Raw genomic sequence first — 15,789 nt, 5'->3', positions numbered from 1 at the left:
CTTATTGATTTCTCTTGTTTTTGTCAATCAAGAATGAATATACCATACAGTGCCTATCTACCATTTGTCAATAATTGTTTAATAAAAACATAAAAATATAAGGTTAATTTAAAATCTCTTCTAGGATATCTTCTGCATTTCTTACTAGTTTCGCCCCTTGTTGAATTAGATGATTTGTTCCTGATGCACTATCTATAAATATCGGTCCAGGAAGGGCAAATACCTCTCTATTTTGCTCTAAAGCAAGGTCCGCGGTAATAAGTGTTCCGCTTCTCAATTTCGCTTCTACAACTAAAACACCTTTACTTATACCACTAATAATCCGATTTCTCTTTGGAAAATACCATTTTTTCGGTGCATAGTGCGGCGGATACTCTGTTAATAACAATATATATTCATTCCAAGCTTCATATAAATATCGATTCTCTTTTGGATATATATACGATAATCCGTGTCCTAGTATCGCTATAGTCGGACAATGCCGTCTTACTGTAATTTCATGGGACATTGTATCTATCCCTCTTGCAAACCCACTGACAATAAGCCATTCCTTTTCTAATAATGGATGTAAAATAAATTGTAAACTCTCATGTCCATATAAAGTCGGTTCTCTCGTTCCAACAACCGCTAATTTGTTCGCTTTATTAAGGAAATCCTTCTCTCCTTTTCCATATAATACAAAGGGAGGGTCTTGTATTTCACGTAATAATTGTGGGTACTCTTCATCCCATATAGTCATATAAAAGATTCGGTTTTTCTCTAAATAAGATATATATTGCGGAAGATTTGAACTTTGAAGAAAATTTACTAATTCTGAAGATTTTTTTGAGGATATTCCAGTGTAACATTCCATTTGTTTTGCATTAAAAGTGTATATTTCCTTCAATTCTGGATCGACATATAATAGCCGCTCTATTGCCTTCCAATGATCCGCTAACAAGTAGTGGAGATGCAATAATCGTTCTCTTTTCATCATAATTCTCCTTACCCATAATTTTTATTATGTTAACAAGAAGTTTGTAAAAAGACACCTTCAAGCAAGAAGGTGTCTTTCAACAGATTAATAGTTTTTACAAGTTTCAAATAGACCTTTTTCTTTTAAAACAGAGATTAGCGTTTCACCCATAACTGCTGGAGTTTCCGCTACTTTAATACCACAAGCTTCCATCGTTTTAATCTTTTCTGCAGCAGTTCCTTTGCCGCCAGAAATGATTGCACCAGCATGACCCATACGCTTGCCAGCAGGCGCTGTTTGGCCGCCAATGAAGCCTACAACAGGTTTTGTCATATTAGCTTTCACCCATTCAGCTGCCTCTTCTTCCGCTGTACCACCGATTTCACCAATCATAATTACAGCATGTGTTTCTTCATCTTCATTAAATGCTTTTAACGCATCAATAAAGTCTGTACCGTTAACAGGGTCTCCGCCGATACCTACAGCCGTAGATTGACCAATACCTTCTTGTGTTAACTGATGTACAGCCTCATACGTTAATGTACCAGAGCGAGATACGATACCTACATGACCTTTTTTATGAATATATCCTGGCATAATACCTATTTTACATTCATCAGGCGTGATAACACCTGGGCAGTTTGGTCCAAGTAAACGTGTATGTTTACCAGCCATATATCTCTTTACATTTACCATATCTAATACAGGAATTCCTTCAGTAATACATACTACTAAATCAATTTCTGCATCAACTGCTTCCATAATTGCATCAGCCGCAAAAGCGGGTGGAACGTATACAACTGAAGCGTTTGCACCTGTTGCTTTCACTGCATCTTCTACAGTATCAAATACTGGTACACCTTCAATATCAGTGCCACCTTTACCTGGCGTTACACCACCGACAATTTTCGTACCATATTCAATCATTTGTTTTGTGTGGAATAACCCTTGAGAACCTGTAATACCTTGAACAATAACTTTTGTATCTTTATTAACTAATACGCTCATTTTTCTCCCCCGCTTTCTATTAGCCCACTAGTGAAACAATTTTTTGTGCACCGTCTGCCATAGATTCTGCTGCAACAATATTTAAGCCAGAATCATTTAAAATTTTCTTACCTAACTCTACGTTTGTACCTTCAAGACGTACAACTAAAGGTAACTCAAGACCTACTTGTTTCGTTGCTTCAATAACACCTTCTGCGATAACATCACACTTCATAATGCCACCAAAAATGTTAACGAAGATACCTTTTACATTTTTGTCAGAAAGGATAATTTTGAATGCTTCTGTAACTTTTTCAGCTGTCGCACCGCCACCAACATCTAAGAAGTTAGCTGGATCGCCATGGTAATGTTTAATGATATCCATTGTAGCCATCGCTAAACCTGCACCATTAACCATACAACCGATATTTCCATCTAAAGGAATGTAGTTTAAGTCATATTTAGAAGCTTCGATTTCTTTTGCATCTTCTTCATCAAGATCACGAAGTTCTAAAATATCTTTATGGCGATATAAAGCGTTAGAATCAAAGTTTAATTTCGCATCTAATGCCATAACTTTACCGTCACCTGTTGTAACAAGTGGGTTAATCTCCGCTATAGAGCAATCTTTTTCGATAAACGCACGGTATAAGCCCATCATAAACTTCACAGCTTGTCCTACAAGCTCTTTTGGAATATTGATGTTAAATGCGATTCGGCGTGCTTGGAAGCCTTGTAAGCCTACTGCCGGATCAATATATTCTTTAAAGATTTTTTCAGGTGTTTTTTCTGCTACTTCTTCAATTTCTGTTCCGCCTTCTTCAGACGCCATTAAAACAACTTGAGAAGTTGCACGGTCTAAAACAAGACCTACATAATATTCTTTTTTAATATCGCAACCTTCTTCGATAAGTAAGCGTTTTACTTCCTTACCTTCAGGACCTGTTTGATGTGTCACAAGTGTAGTTCCTAAAATGCTCTCTGCATATGTACGAACTTCATCTAAATTTTTTGCAACTTTTACCCCGCCAGCTTTGCCGCGTCCACCAGCGTGAATCTGTGCTTTTACTACACATACATCCGTTCCTAATTCTTTCGCTGCTTCTACAGCTTCTTCTACTGTAAATGCAACCTTCCCGTTCGGAACGCTAACCCCATAGCTTCTAAGGACTGCCTTACCTTGGTACTCATGGATATTCATGGTCCCATCCTCCCCTGTTTTCCTGTTTTACTCGAAAAGTTTTTTAATGTTTAAAAAACATTACATTGCCATTGTATAAGATGATTGGCACGCTGTCTACAATAAAGTGTCAGAAAACTGAAATCGCTTTATTCTTTTTTGAAAATAGTAATGTTTATATGTCAAAATAAAAATAAGCTGTGAAAACACAGCTTATTTTTGAATCATATCTTTAATTGGCGCAAACGATTTTCGGTGTTCTTCTAATACTCCATGCGCTTCGATCGCTTCTAAATGTTGTTTCGTTCCATATCCCATATGTTGTTCAAATCCATATGCAGGATACTTTTCTCCAAGCTCTTTCATCATACGATCTCTCGTTACTTTTGCAATAATGGATGCAGCTGAAATAGAGATACTTTTTGCATCACCTTTAATAATGGATGTTTGCGGAATTGGTGTAGGGAGTTTCATCGCATCAATTAATAAGTATTCTGGTGTACAAGATAAATTTGCAACAGCATCTAACATCGCTTGTTTCGTCGCTTGATAAATATTTATTTCATCAATCACTTGCGGTGATACAATTCCAACTCCAATTGCAATTGCTTGCGCTTTAATTTCATCATAAAAACGCTCTCGCTTCGCCTCACTCAGCTTTTTCGAATCATTTAACCCTGGAATATAAAAATCTTCCGGAAGGACAACAGCTGCCGTCACGACAGGCCCAGCTAGCGGTCCGCGCCCCACTTCATCTATACCAGCGATATATGTGAGGCCTTTTTCACGTAATGCATTTTCATACTTAGACATTTCTAGAAATTTTTCTTTTTCCTTTTGCGCTAACTCTTTTTGTTTATACCACTTCGTAACGAGCTTTTGTATCCCTTTACGTTCATCTTTCATTAATATTTGAAAGCGATCATCCTCTTCACTCATAATTTCTTGCAGTAAATGTTCCGCTTCTTGAATAGTCACTTTTTGCATTCATGCCACTCCCTTTATATACAAAAAAGAAAAGACGTACAAATGCACGTCTTATACTTCTTCTACTTTTTCTACATCTTCTGTTTGTTCTGCAAACTCTTCTGGTGTTTCAAATGTCATTTTTCCAAGTTTGCCACCACGAAGCTCACGAAGTACAAGTTCAGATGTTTTATCATAATCAATCATTCCGCCGCCCATTAAACAGCCTCGGTTTTTCCCAATCGCATCAAATAACTCCACGATATCTTCTGGAATGTCATTTAAACTATAGCGCTCTTTTAATCGTTCTGGATAATGTTTCTCCATAAAACGTAACGCATAAACAGCTACATCTTGTAGATTTAAAATAGAGTCTTTAATTGCACCAGTCGTAGCTAGTCGTAAACCAACTAATTCGTCTTCAAATTTAGGCCATAAAATACCAGGTGTATCTAACAGCTCCATTTCTTTCCCAACTTTAATCCATTGCTGAGCTGTTGTCACACCAGGACGATCTCCTGTTTTAGCAATATTTTTCTTTGCTAACTTATTGATTAACGTAGATTTACCAACATTCGGTATACCTACAATTAATGCACGAATCGCTCTCGGTCTAATACCTTTTGCAACCATTTTATCAAATTTTTCTTTCACTAACACTTTACAAGCCGCTGCAATTTCCTTCATACCTTGTCCAGCTTGTGCGTTAATTGAAATTGCCATATGGCCTTTTTCTTTAAAATATGCGATCCACTGTTTTGTTAAACGATCATCCGCCATATCTGCTTTATTTAAAACAACAAGCCTCGGTTTATGTGTAATAATCTCATCAATCATCGGATTTCGAGAAGATAAAGGTAATCGAGCATCTACAAGCTCAATTACAACATCAATTAACTTTAATTTTTCTGTTACTTGGCGTCTAGCCTTTGCCATATGACCCGGGAACCATTGAATTACCATGTTGCCACCTTCTTTTTCTTTTATTTCACAATACGTGCATCTTTTAACGGCCAATACAGTATATTTGCTTTTCCGATTACTTGGTCCATTGAAATTGTACCAATCGAACGGCTATCTTTACTAAAACGACGATTATCGCCTAAAACAAATAATTGACCTTCCGGGACAGTTTTCTTCCCTGTCATTTCTTCAAGAGTAAAATCATATGTAAGCGGTCCGTCAGCAATTTGTTTTTTCTGCTTGTCTAAATACGGCTCCTCATAAGCCTTTCCGTTAACATATAGTTTATCATTACGATACTCTATTTCATCGCCTGGTAGGCCGATAATACGCTTAATATAATCTTTATCTTCCGTTGCTCGGAATACAATAATATCAAATCGTTTCGGATCTCCTATGTGATAACCAATTTTATTAACAATCATTCGATCGCGATCATGTAAAGTAGACGCCATCGATACTCCATCTACGAGAATTGGCGCAAAGAAAAACTGTCTAATAACACCCGCTAATACAACAGCGATCAAAATTGCTTTGATCCATTCCCAAAGTGAACTCTTTTCTTTCTTCATGCTTTTCCCCTCCACGATTATGTAAGCTGCTCGTATTATATCAAAATTTTATATAGATTGGAAAAAGGGAGCTTGTGCATTTACAAGCTCCCATACATGTCTTATCGAATTTCTTTAATACGTGCTTTTTTACCGCGAAGGTTACGTAAGTAGTATAACTTAGCACGACGTACTTTACCACGGCGAAGTACTTCGATTTTCGCGATTCTTGGCGTGTGAACTGGGAATGTACGCTCTACACCTACACCGTAAGAAATCTTACGAACTGTGAATGTTTCACTGATTCCGCCACCACGACGTTTAATTACAACACCTTCGAAAAGCTGAATTCTTTCACGAGTTCCCTCAACTACTTTTACGTGTACACGTAAAGTGTCTCCAGGACGGAATGAAGGAAGGTCAGTTTTTAATTGGCCTTTTGTAATTTCTGCGATTAATTGTTGCATATTAAATTCTCTCCTTTAAACAGATGCTCTTATAAAGTCTAAATAAATTACAGCGGAACATCGTTAATACGGCTACTGATTTCAGCAGCACAAGTGTTATAATAGCATATTGCTAGAACTGTTGCAATAGAAAATATATCAAGCCCTTATTTGCCTTCTTTAATCTGTTCTAGCCACTTCTTTTCTTGCTTAGACAATTCTCGTTCTTCTAGTAAATCCGGTCTACGCGTGTACGTACGACGCAACGATTCTTTATGTCGCCACTCATCAATATTTTTATGATTTCCTGACATTAATACATCGGGCACTTTCATACCACGAAAATCAGCTGGACGTGTATAATGAGGATGCTCTAATAAACCTGTACTAAACGAATCCTCGACTTGTGAAGCATGATTTCCTAGTACTCCTGGCAAGAGACGTACGACACTATCAGTTATAACCATAGAGGCTAACTCTCCACCCGTTAATACGTAGTCACCAATAGAAATCTCATCTGTCACGAGATGTTCACGAATTCTCTCGTCATATCCTTCATAATGTCCACATACAAAGATTAAATGTTCTTCTTCTGCAAGCTCTTCCGCTTTCTTTTGAGTAAATCTTTCACCCTGCGGACACATTAAGACAACTCTCGGCTTACGCTCCGTCTCTTTCGTTAAATCTTCTACAGCATCAAAAATAGGCTGAGGGGTTAATACCATCCCAGCACCACCACCATACGGATAATCATCTACGCTATTATGCTTACTCGTTGTATAATCGCGGAAATTGACCACACGAAGCTCTACCGCTTCTTTTTCTTGTGCTTTCTTTAAAATTGAAGATCCAAACACACCTGTAAACATATCTGGAAACAATGTTAAAATGTCAATTTTCATTATAGCAGCCCTTCCATTACATGAATGGTTACTAATTTATTCTCAATGTTAACTTGAAGTACAACATCATCAATATAAGGAATTAACAGATCTTGACCTTTTGGACGTTTAATAACCCAAACATCATTTGCACCGGGAGATAAAATTTCTTTTATTGTCCCTAACGCTTCTCCTTCTTCCGTTACAACGTTGCAACCAATAATTTCATGATAGTAGTATTCACCTTCAGCTAGTTCGCCTAATTGATCTTCAGGCACTTTTAAAAGAGATCCTTTAAACTGTTCTACTTCATTTACATTCCCATATCCTTCAAATGTCAATAAATCAAATGTTTTATGTTGACGATGAGAAGTAATCTTTACTGGGAAAGGCTCTCCACCTTTTTCATTCGATATGTATAATGTATTTCCTACTTTATATCGCTCTTCTGGAAAATCAGTACGAGAAACTACACGAATTTCTCCTCTTACGCCATGAGTATTTACAATTTTCCCTACATTAAACCATTTTGTCATAAATAGTATTTCACCCCTGGTTTCTATATAAATTAAGCATCCCCATTTCACATATGGAACATGCAACTTCTCTTTAAATGTTAAAAAAGGGAGAGGAAATAACTCCTCGCCCTTTTTACGTTTATTGAATTTCCAGTGTTACTTTTTCATCATTATGATGTCCCACTGAATACAAGAGCATTCGAATTGCTTTCGCAACTTTGCCTTGCTTTCCAATGACTTTTCCAACATCCTCAGGATGTACAGTTAATCGATACTTTATCTCTCCGTTGTAAAGTTCCTGTGTAACTTTTACATCTTCAGGATAATCGACAAGAGGCTTGACAATCGTCTCGACTAACTTCTTCATAGTCATTGCCTCAATTACTTACCTTGTTTAGATAAGTGGAATTTCTCCATGATACCTTGGTTAGAGAATAAGTTACGAACTGTATCAGATGGTTTAGCACCATTTCCTAACCATTTTAATGCTGCTTCTTCGTTGATCTTAACTTCAGCTGGTTGAGCAACCGGATTGTAAGTACCGATTTCCTCAATGAAACGTCCGTCACGAGGAGAACGAGAATCTGCAACAACTACACGATAGAAAGGAGTTTTTTTAGCTCCCATACGTTTTAAACGAATTTTAACTGCCATTTATAAAGCACCTCCGAATTTATTTCACACAGATAATTATATTAGCAAAAAGACTATTGCTTTGTAAAGTATTTTTTCTTAACAGAGCCATCTTTTTTTCCTTACATGAATGGAAACTTCAATCCACCTAGTCCTTTTTTCTTACCTTTTTGCATTCCGGTCATCGTTTTCATCATCTTTTTCATATCATCAAATTGCTTGATTAAACGATTGATTTCTTGTACCGTTGCACCGCTACCTTTGGCAATGCGCTTTTTGCGACTAGCATTGATTATTTCCGGTTGTTCTCGCTCTAATTTAGTCATAGAACGAATTATTGCCTCTATATGCCCAATTTGTTTTTCATCAACTTGTGCATTTTTCAGCCCTTTAATTTTATTTGCACCAGGAAGCATTCCTAACAATTCATCAAGCGGTCCAAGTTGACGCACTTGTCCAAGTTGTTCTAGGAAATCGTCAAGCGTAAACGAAAGTGTACGCATTTTTTGCTCAAGTTCTTTTGCTTTCTCTTCATCAACTGTAGCTTGCGCTTTTTCAATTAACGTTAAGACGTCTCCCATCCCTAAAATACGGGATGCCATACGTTCTGGATGGAACGCTTCAAGTGCATCTAGTTTTTCACCCATACCAGCAAATTTAATTGGTGTATTTGTAACAGCTTTAATAGATAATGCCGCACCACCGCGCGTATCACCATCTAGTTTTGTTAATACAACCCCAGTTAAACCTAACTGTTCATGGAAACTTTGTGCAACATTAACCGCGTCTTGTCCTGTCATCGCATCGACAACAAGGAAAATTTCATCCGGTTTCGCAACTTCTTTCACTTTCGCTAATTCATCCATTAGTTCTTCATCAATATGCAGGCGACCTGCTGTATCAATTAAAACATAATCGTGATGATCTTCTTTTGCTTTTGCAATCGCTTGTTTCGCAATTTCAACAGGACTTACTTGATCTCCTAAAGAGAATACAGGCATGTCCAATTGCTTCCCTAATGTTTCAAGCTGTTTAATCGCTGCAGGACGGTAAATATCCGCCGCAACAAGCATAGGTTTACGATTATGCTTTTTACGAAGCAAATTCGCAAGCTTACCTGTCGTCGTTGTTTTACCTGCACCTTGCAGACCAACCATCATAATAACAGTCGGTGGCTTATTAGCAACAGCAATTTTGCTTTGCTCTCCGCCCATAAGTTCTGTAAGTTCTTCCTGTACAACTTTAATTACTTGTTGTCCAGGTGTCAAACTTTTCATTACATCTTGTCCGACAGCACGTTCAGACACACGCTTTACAAAATCTTTTACTACTTTAAAGTTAACGTCCGCTTCTAAAAGAGCTAGACGAACTTCTCTCATCATTTCTTTCACATCGGCTTCAGAAACTTTTCCTTTGCCGCGGATTTTTTGCATTGTCTGTTGAAGTCGGTCGGCTAATCCTTCAAATGCCATATTGCCGCCCTCCTAATCTAATTTTTCGATAGCTTCAACAACTTGTTTCATTTCTTCATTCACATGCTCTTCTTCGCTGATTAGCTGTTTTAGCTTTGCAACAAGTCGCTGTCGCTCTTGAAACTTTTGAAGTAATACTAATTTTTCTTCATATTCTTCAAGCATCGCTTCAGTCCGTTTAATGTTATCATACACGGCTTGGCGACTTACATCAAATTCTTCCGCAATTTCACCAAGAGATAAATCATCTAGATAATAAAGCGACATATAACTTCTTTGTTTTTGCGTTAACAACGATTGATAAAAATCAAATAAATAGTTCATTCTCGTTGTTTTTTCGAGCATGTTGGATCATCCTTTGTTAAGTGATTTCCCTTTACATGAATTAGTTTACATGGAGTACAAAAGAGTGTCAAGTTTTTTTCTTAACATCACATGTTTTTATAGAAAAAGAAGCGGAAAATACCGCTTCTTTCACTTATACTTCTTCTGTTTCTACCAAGTTCGCAAATAAACCATATACATATTGTTCCGGATCGAACTGTTGTAGATCATCCATTTGCTCTCCTAATCCAACAAATTTCACCGGTACATCCATTTCGTTACGGATCGCTAATACAATACCACCTTTAGCAGTCCCATCTAACTTCGTTAAAACAATACCCGTAACATTCGTTGCTTCACGGAATGTTTTCGCTTGACTCAAACCATTTTGTCCTGTTGTAGCATCAATAACAAGTAATACTTCATGAGGAGCTCCTGGTACTTCACGTTCAATTACACGCTTTACTTTCTCTAGCTCCTTCATTAAGTTCACTTTATTTTGTAAACGTCCTGCTGTATCGCATAGTAATACGTCTACGTTACGTGCTTTCGCAGCTTGTACAGCGTCATACATAACCGCTGCCGGATCAGACCCTGATCCTTGTTTAATCACTTCTACACCAACGCGATCGCCCCATACTTCCAATTGTTCAATCGCCCCAGCGCGGAATGTATCTCCTGCCGCCAATAAGACAGACTTACCTTCTGATTTAAACTTATGAGCCATCTTACCAATTGTTGTCGTTTTACCTACACCATTAACACCAACAAATAAAACAACTGTCAAGCCATCTTTTTGCATATTAACTTTATTAGTAAAATCGCTGTCGCCTTTATAAATTTCTATTAGTTTTTCCGAAATAACAGCTTGTACTTCTTTTGGATCTTGAATATTACGGCGTTGCACTTCTTCTTTCAATTGATCAATTAATTCCATCACCGTTGAAACCCCAACGTCTGCACCGATTAAAATTTCTTCTAATTCTTCGAAGAAATCTTCATCCACTTTACGGTAACGAAAGACTAGATCATTCACTTTATCCGCAAATGAATTTCTTGTTTTTTCTAATCCTTGTTTAAACTTCTCTGTTACCGTATCTGTTTGTTTCGAAATTTTTTCTTTTAGTTTTTTAAAAAAGCTCATACTGACCCATCCTTCCTATTTGCTTGCAACTAGTTCTTCTCCATCATCTAAACGAACCGAGACAAGTTTAGATACCCCTGACTCTTGCATTGTTACACCGTACAATACGTCAGATTCTTCCATTGTACCTTTTCTATGTGTAATTACAATAAACTGTGTCTCATCACTAAATTTCTTTAAATACTGGGCAAAACGGGCAACGTTCGCCTCATCAAGAGCAGCCTCTACCTCATCTAGTACACAGAATGGCACTGGGCGCACTTTTAAAATACCAAATAACAGCGCAATTGCTGTTAAAGCACGCTCTCCACCTGAAAGTAAACCTAAGTTTTGCAGTTTCTTCCCTGGCGGTTGCGCTACAATATCAATACCTGTATTTAATAAATCCTCTGGATTCGTCATGACTAAATCCGCTCTACCGCCTCCGAACAATTCAGAGAAGACCGATTGAAACTCCATTCGAATTCCTTCAAACGTAGTAGAAAAACGTTTTTTCATTTCTTCATCCATTTCAGTAATAAGTTGATGCAATGTTGCTTTTGCTTCTTCTAGATCATCTTTTTGTTCTAGTAAGAATGTATGACGCTCTGCTACACGCTCATATTCATCAATTGCTCCTAAGTTTACTGTACCTAGCTCTTCAATAGATAATTTAATTAATTTCACCTTTTTACGTGCATCCTCGGCAGGCATCACCATTGTATACTTCAGTTTTGCCGCTTCAAATGAAATTGTATATGTTTCACGTAAATGTTGTAATCTATTTTCTAACTCTACATCAAGTCGGTTAATTTTCACCTCCTGATCTTTCAACATCTCAAGAATGTATTTATGTTTACCTGTGGTCTCTTTCAGATTACGCTCTAACTGTTCTACTCTCTCTTGTAACGATACACGTTGTTCACGACGAGAGCGAATTAACTCTGAAGTTTGATTACGATCGTATGCTTTCTTCTCAATCATATTCGTAATTTGCTCTTCACCACTTGAATTCGATGTCATTTCTTGTTTTAAGAATGCTAAGTCCTCTTTCGTTTTAACAAGCGTTGCATCTGTTTCTTCTTTTTCCTTCGTCAATCGTTCAACTTTTTCTTTTTGGTTAGATAAGCGTTGTTGCTTTTCAGCTGCTAACACTTTTAACTCTGTCATTTCTTTTTGAACTTTTTCTTTCGAAGAATGCTGCTCACTTTTTTGTTTTGTTAAAGCTGCAATGTTACTATCTAATTCCGTAATCTCCACTTGAAGGGTCGCTAAAATCTTTTCTAGCTCTTCTTTACGCCCTTGCATTTTCACTTGATCTTGTAAGAACCCTTCAATCTCTAAATCATAAATTGATAAACGATCATTAATACGATGTTCTTCTAATTCTAAGCGACTAATTTCTTCTCTTAATTTCTGTTCTTCTACACGCTCTACCTCTACGCTTTGTCTCAGTTCGCGTATTTGTACTTCTTTTTCTTGAATTTCTTGCTTTACTGCTTTAACAAAGTTTTCTAACTTCGTCGTTTTTTCTTCCATATCAGTTAACTTGTTCGTCCACTCTTCTAGCTCACGTTGACGTCCTAATAAAGAAGATTTCGCCTGTTTTACCGCTCCACCTGTCATAGAACCGCCAGGGTTCACTACATCACCTTCGATTGTTACAATGCGATAACGGTATTGTAGTTGTTTCGCCAACTCATTCGCTCCGCGTAAATCTTTTGCAACAATAACAGTACCTAACAAATTCGAAACTACATTTTCATATTTATTGTTATATTGCACAAGTTCTGCCGCCACACCTAAAAACGATGGGTGCTGATTTACAATACGTAATTGCTCAAACGATAATGATCTACCTTTAATAACAGCTTGTGGTAAAAACGTTGCTCGTCCATGTTTATTTTGTTTTAAAAATGCAATAGCATTACGAGCATGCTCTTCTTTTTGTACGACAATATGCTGCATTGCTGCACCTAGAGCAATTTCCATTGCAACTTCATATTCTTTCGGTACCGTTAGCAGTTCTGCAACAGCACCTTCGATACCTTGCAACCTATTTTCTCTAGCTTTTAATACTTCACGTACCCCTTGATAGAAACCAGAGTAATCTTCTTGCATCTCTTCTAGCATTTCTTTTCGAGAACGTGCCTGTTGTACAAATTGATACGCTTGATACAGTTTTGTTTCATTTTCACTATACTGCGCCTTGCATTTCCCAAGTGCCGCTTCTGTCTTTTGTATATTCAAAAGGATTCCAGCTACTTTTTCTTTCACTTGTTCATAACTTTCCACAAGTTTCGTCTTTTTCGATGTAATTTCCATACGCATTTCTACATATTTCGCATTTTCTTCATCAAGGCGTTCATTTTTAGAGTTTTGTTGTTTAGATTGTTCTTCAATCATAGATAATTCATTACGATGACTAGCTTGTTGATTTAAAAGTTCAATATAGTCACCTTTTAAATTCTCAATCTGTTCCTCTAAATTGTCAGCAAACGTTGCAAGTAATTGCTCATTATCATGCAATTTCGTCTCCAACTCTTTTACTTGATTTACAAATTGCATCAATACTTCTGTACTTGATTCTATTTCACCATCATAACTTGTAGCTTTCGCTGTTAATTCAACAATTAACTGTTCAAGTTGCGCACAATGCGTCGTTGCATTTTGCTTTCTCTCTTTTAATAGCTCACGTTGCCCTTCTAACTTTTCTAGTTCTTTACTAGAAAGAAGAAGTACTTCTTGCAAGGAATCTACAGACTCATCTACTGCTTGTAATTGACCTCGTAACTCCTCTAGCTCTTCTTCACCTTTTTGTAAATGCGTTGACATTTTCGCTTCTTCGTTTTTATTATGCCCAAACTGATTTCGAAGCGCTTCCCATTTCTCATGTAATTCTTCAATTTCATGTACAATAAGCGCCGCTTCTACTTTCTCTAATTCTTCTTTTTTCTCAAGATAATCTTTCGCAATAGAAGCTTGTCTTTCTAAAGGTTCTACTTGACTACTTAATTCGTGAATTATATCTTGTACACGATTTAAGTTTTCTTGTGTATCTGCTAATTTCCCTTCAGCTTTCTTTTTACGAAGTTTGTATTTCAGCACTCCCGCTGCTTCTTCAAATACACCACGACGTTCTTCTGATTTACTACTTAAAATCTCTTCAACTTTCCCCTGGCTAATAATCGAAAAGGCTTCTCTTCCCATACCAGAGTCCATAAATAAGTCGATAATATCTTTCAATCTACATGATTGTTTATTAATATAAAAATCACTATCACCAGAACGAGATACACGACGCGTTACACACACCTCATTATATTCAATCGGTAAACGTTGATCCTCATTATTTAAAGTTATCGTTACTTCAGCAACATTAACTGCTCTTCTCGTATCACTGCCTGCAAAAATAATATCTTCCATCTTTGCACCACGTAATGATTTTGCCGATTGTTCACCAAGTACCCAGCGAATAGCATCAGTAATATTACTTTTCCCACTTCCATTAGGTCCTACTACAGACGTTACACCTGGGACGAAATCAACAGATACACGCTCAGCAAAAGACTTAAATCCTGCTATTTCTAATCTTTTTAAAAACACGAAAGGCCTTCCTCCTATTCTCCGTTGCTATAAATGTTGTTTATACAAAAACAAACGATTATACGGATTTCATTTCCTTACATTTACAAACGAAAGGAAAGTTTCATTCTATGCACAAGGAATCCCCCTCATTCAAAGGGGGATTCCTTATAGTTGTTCTTTTAACTTTTTCAACGCTTCTGCAGCAGCTTGTTGCTCTGCTTCTTTTTTCGACTTGCCACTACCAAGACCTAAAGCCACGTTATTTAACGTAACACGTGACACAAATTCTCGATTGTGAGCCGGTCCTTTTTCTTGCAAAATTTGATACTCAATATTGCCACTACCATCACGCTGAATCAACTCTTGTAATTGACTCTTATAATCCATCACATGAGAAAAAGCACCTTCATTAATTTTAGGGTATACAATTTCTTTTAAGAAGCCCCATACTGTTTCTAGCCCTTGATCAAGATAAAGGGCACCAATAAACGCTTCAAAGACATCCGCTAATAAAGCTGGTCGTTCACGTCCGCCTGTCATTTCCTCACCTTTTCCTAATAAAACAAGGCTACCAAATGACAACTCGTTTGCAAAACGAACAAGAGATGGTTCACATACAATAGCTGCACGTAGTTTTGTTAACTCCCCTTCGCTCATTGTCGGATATTTTTGAAACAGATACTGCGATACAGTAAGTTCCAATACTGCATCTCCAAGGAATTCGAGACGCTCATTGTCTTCATGCGGTTTTTTTCGATGCTCATTCACATACGATGAATGCGTAAATGCTTGAATCAATAATTTTTCATCTGTAAACGTAATACCTATCTTTTCTTGAAATACTTTAAACGCTTCACGATATTTTGTTTCGTATTTTTTTTCTCTATATTTACGGTACGGCATAGGTCCCTCCAGATATAAGCCGAGAAGCCCCGCTAAAAAACGGGACTTCATTCAAGCATTATAGATGACTCTCTATGTAAGTCACAGCATCGCCAACAGTAGCAATCTTTTCAGCATCTTCATCAGAAATTTCCATTTCGAATTCGTCTTCTAATTGCATTACAAGTTCTACTACATCTAGGGAGTCTGCTCCTAAATCTTCCTTGAAGCTTGCAGCTGGTACTACTTCTGTTTCTTCTACTCCTAAACGATCAACGATGATTTTTGTTACACGCTCTAAAACATCTGCCATTCCATTC

17 protein-coding genes are annotated in these 15,789 nt (G+C 37.2%); all 17 read right to left on the bottom strand.

Annotated elements, in window-relative coordinates; translation table 11 throughout:
- Positions 1–103: 103 nt before the first annotated feature.
- Positions 104–973, bottom strand: coding sequence for a DNA-processing protein DprA (dprA, locus tag ACZ76X_RS13600; RefSeq protein WP_479850684.1), 870 nt, complete (start codon positions 971–973; stop codon positions 104–106).
- A gap of 87 nt (positions 974–1,060) precedes the next feature.
- Positions 1,061–1,963 (bottom strand): succinate--CoA ligase subunit alpha, encoded by a 903-nt coding sequence (gene sucD, locus ACZ76X_RS13595; protein WP_000115178.1) that lies wholly within the window; start codon positions 1,961–1,963, stop codon positions 1,061–1,063.
- Positions 1,964–1,982: 19 nt separating this feature from the next.
- Positions 1,983–3,143, bottom strand: a complete 1,161-nt coding sequence (gene sucC, locus ACZ76X_RS13590; protein WP_479850683.1) for an ADP-forming succinate--CoA ligase subunit beta — start codon at positions 3,141–3,143, stop codon at positions 1,983–1,985.
- 192 nt (positions 3,144–3,335) lie between these two features.
- The gene (gene rnhB / locus ACZ76X_RS13585) at positions 3,336–4,109 is read right to left on the bottom strand and encodes a ribonuclease HII (RefSeq protein WP_479850682.1); all 774 of its coding nucleotides are present in this window, start codon (positions 4,107–4,109) and stop codon (positions 3,336–3,338) included.
- Between the two features lie 51 nt (positions 4,110–4,160).
- The gene (gene ylqF, locus ACZ76X_RS13580; RefSeq protein ID WP_078419062.1) at positions 4,161–5,051 is read right to left on the bottom strand and encodes a ribosome biogenesis GTPase YlqF; all 891 of its coding nucleotides are present in this window, start codon (positions 5,049–5,051) and stop codon (positions 4,161–4,163) included.
- Between the two features lie 20 nt (positions 5,052–5,071).
- Complete coding sequence (gene lepB / locus ACZ76X_RS13575; protein WP_000711857.1) at positions 5,072–5,623, bottom strand: signal peptidase I; 552 nt, start codon at positions 5,621–5,623, stop codon at positions 5,072–5,074.
- A gap of 101 nt (positions 5,624–5,724) precedes the next feature.
- Positions 5,725–6,069, bottom strand: coding sequence for a 50S ribosomal protein L19 (gene rplS / locus ACZ76X_RS13570; protein ID WP_001186516.1), 345 nt, complete (start codon positions 6,067–6,069; stop codon positions 5,725–5,727).
- A gap of 146 nt (positions 6,070–6,215) precedes the next feature.
- Positions 6,216–6,950, bottom strand: a complete 735-nt coding sequence (gene trmD, locus ACZ76X_RS13565) for a tRNA (guanosine(37)-N1)-methyltransferase TrmD (protein WP_000686892.1) — start codon at positions 6,948–6,950, stop codon at positions 6,216–6,218.
- Complete coding sequence (gene rimM, locus ACZ76X_RS13560) at positions 6,950–7,465, bottom strand: ribosome maturation factor RimM (protein ID WP_048530513.1); 516 nt, start codon at positions 7,463–7,465, stop codon at positions 6,950–6,952. The genes trmD and rimM overlap by 1 nt, the downstream gene beginning before the upstream one ends.
- 121 nt (positions 7,466–7,586) lie before the next feature.
- Positions 7,587–7,814, bottom strand: a complete 228-nt coding sequence (locus ACZ76X_RS13555; protein WP_048530518.1) for a KH domain-containing protein — start codon at positions 7,812–7,814, stop codon at positions 7,587–7,589.
- Positions 7,815–7,828: 14 nt separating this feature from the next.
- Entirely contained in the window at positions 7,829–8,101 is a 273-nt protein-coding gene (gene rpsP, locus ACZ76X_RS13550) for a 30S ribosomal protein S16 (RefSeq protein ID WP_000268750.1), read from the bottom strand.
- A gap of 101 nt (positions 8,102–8,202) precedes the next feature.
- A complete protein-coding gene (gene ffh / locus ACZ76X_RS13545; RefSeq protein ID WP_479850681.1) occupies positions 8,203–9,552 on the bottom strand; it encodes a signal recognition particle protein in 1,350 nt (449 codons plus the stop codon).
- A gap of 12 nt (positions 9,553–9,564) precedes the next feature.
- Complete coding sequence (locus ACZ76X_RS13540; RefSeq protein WP_000891062.1) at positions 9,565–9,897, bottom strand: putative DNA-binding protein; 333 nt, start codon at positions 9,895–9,897, stop codon at positions 9,565–9,567.
- A 133-nt stretch (positions 9,898–10,030) separates the two neighbouring features.
- The gene (ftsY, locus tag ACZ76X_RS13535; RefSeq protein WP_479850680.1) at positions 10,031–11,020 is read right to left on the bottom strand and encodes a signal recognition particle-docking protein FtsY; all 990 of its coding nucleotides are present in this window, start codon (positions 11,018–11,020) and stop codon (positions 10,031–10,033) included.
- 15 nt (positions 11,021–11,035) lie between these two features.
- Positions 11,036–14,605 carry a chromosome segregation protein SMC gene (gene smc / locus ACZ76X_RS13530; protein WP_479850679.1) on the bottom strand — a complete coding sequence of 1,190 codons (3,570 nt, stop codon included), beginning with the start codon at positions 14,603–14,605 and terminating at the stop codon, positions 11,036–11,038.
- A gap of 147 nt (positions 14,606–14,752) precedes the next feature.
- Positions 14,753–15,490, bottom strand: coding sequence for a ribonuclease III (rncS, locus tag ACZ76X_RS13525; RefSeq protein ID WP_001146876.1), 738 nt, complete (start codon positions 15,488–15,490; stop codon positions 14,753–14,755).
- 58 nt (positions 15,491–15,548) lie between these two features.
- Positions 15,549–15,782 carry an acyl carrier protein gene (gene acpP / locus ACZ76X_RS13520; RefSeq protein ID WP_000786062.1) on the bottom strand — a complete coding sequence of 78 codons (234 nt, stop codon included), beginning with the start codon at positions 15,780–15,782 and terminating at the stop codon, positions 15,549–15,551.
- Positions 15,783–15,789: the final 7 nt, after the last annotated feature.

The organism is Bacillus sp. BC05(2025) (assembly GCF_056725905.1).
The sequence above is the reverse complement of the archived record's forward strand: the minus strand, read 5'-3'. Positions and strand labels throughout refer to the sequence as shown.

Excerpts from the sequence above, each read along its gene's own strand:
- dprA (WP_479850684.1), bottom strand. The coding sequence starts at position 973 with ATGAAAAGAGAACGATTATTGCATCTCCACTACTTGTTAGCGGATCAT.
- sucD (WP_000115178.1), bottom strand. The coding sequence starts at position 1,963 with ATGAGCGTATTAGTTAATAAAGATACAAAAGTTATTGTTCAAGGTATT.
- sucC (WP_479850683.1), bottom strand. The coding sequence starts at position 3,143 with ATGAATATCCATGAGTACCAAGGTAAGGCAGTCCTTAGAAGCTATGGG.
- rnhB (WP_479850682.1), bottom strand. The coding sequence starts at position 4,109 with ATGCAAAAAGTGACTATTCAAGAAGCGGAACATTTACTGCAAGAAATT.
- ylqF (WP_078419062.1), bottom strand. The coding sequence starts at position 5,051 with ATGGTAATTCAATGGTTCCCGGGTCATATGGCAAAGGCTAGACGCCAA.
- lepB (WP_000711857.1), bottom strand. The coding sequence starts at position 5,623 with ATGAAGAAAGAAAAGAGTTCACTTTGGGAATGGATCAAAGCAATTTTG.
- rplS (WP_001186516.1), bottom strand. The coding sequence starts at position 6,069 with ATGCAACAATTAATCGCAGAAATTACAAAAGGCCAATTAAAAACTGAC.
- trmD (WP_000686892.1), bottom strand. The coding sequence starts at position 6,950 with ATGAAAATTGACATTTTAACATTGTTTCCAGATATGTTTACAGGTGTG.
- rimM (WP_048530513.1), bottom strand. The coding sequence starts at position 7,465 with ATGACAAAATGGTTTAATGTAGGGAAAATTGTAAATACTCATGGCGTA.
- ACZ76X_RS13555 (WP_048530518.1), bottom strand. The coding sequence starts at position 7,814 with ATGAAGAAGTTAGTCGAGACGATTGTCAAGCCTCTTGTCGATTATCCT.
- rpsP (WP_000268750.1), bottom strand. The coding sequence starts at position 8,101 with ATGGCAGTTAAAATTCGTTTAAAACGTATGGGAGCTAAAAAAACTCCT.
- ffh (WP_479850681.1), bottom strand. The coding sequence starts at position 9,552 with ATGGCATTTGAAGGATTAGCCGACCGACTTCAACAGACAATGCAAAAA.
- ACZ76X_RS13540 (WP_000891062.1), bottom strand. The coding sequence starts at position 9,897 with ATGCTCGAAAAAACAACGAGAATGAACTATTTATTTGATTTTTATCAA.
- ftsY (WP_479850680.1), bottom strand. The coding sequence starts at position 11,020 with ATGAGCTTTTTTAAAAAACTAAAAGAAAAAATTTCGAAACAAACAGAT.
- rncS (WP_001146876.1), bottom strand. The coding sequence starts at position 15,490 with ATGCCGTACCGTAAATATAGAGAAAAAAAATACGAAACAAAATATCGT.
- acpP (WP_000786062.1), bottom strand. The coding sequence starts at position 15,782 with ATGGCAGATGTTTTAGAGCGTGTAACAAAAATCATCGTTGATCGTTTA.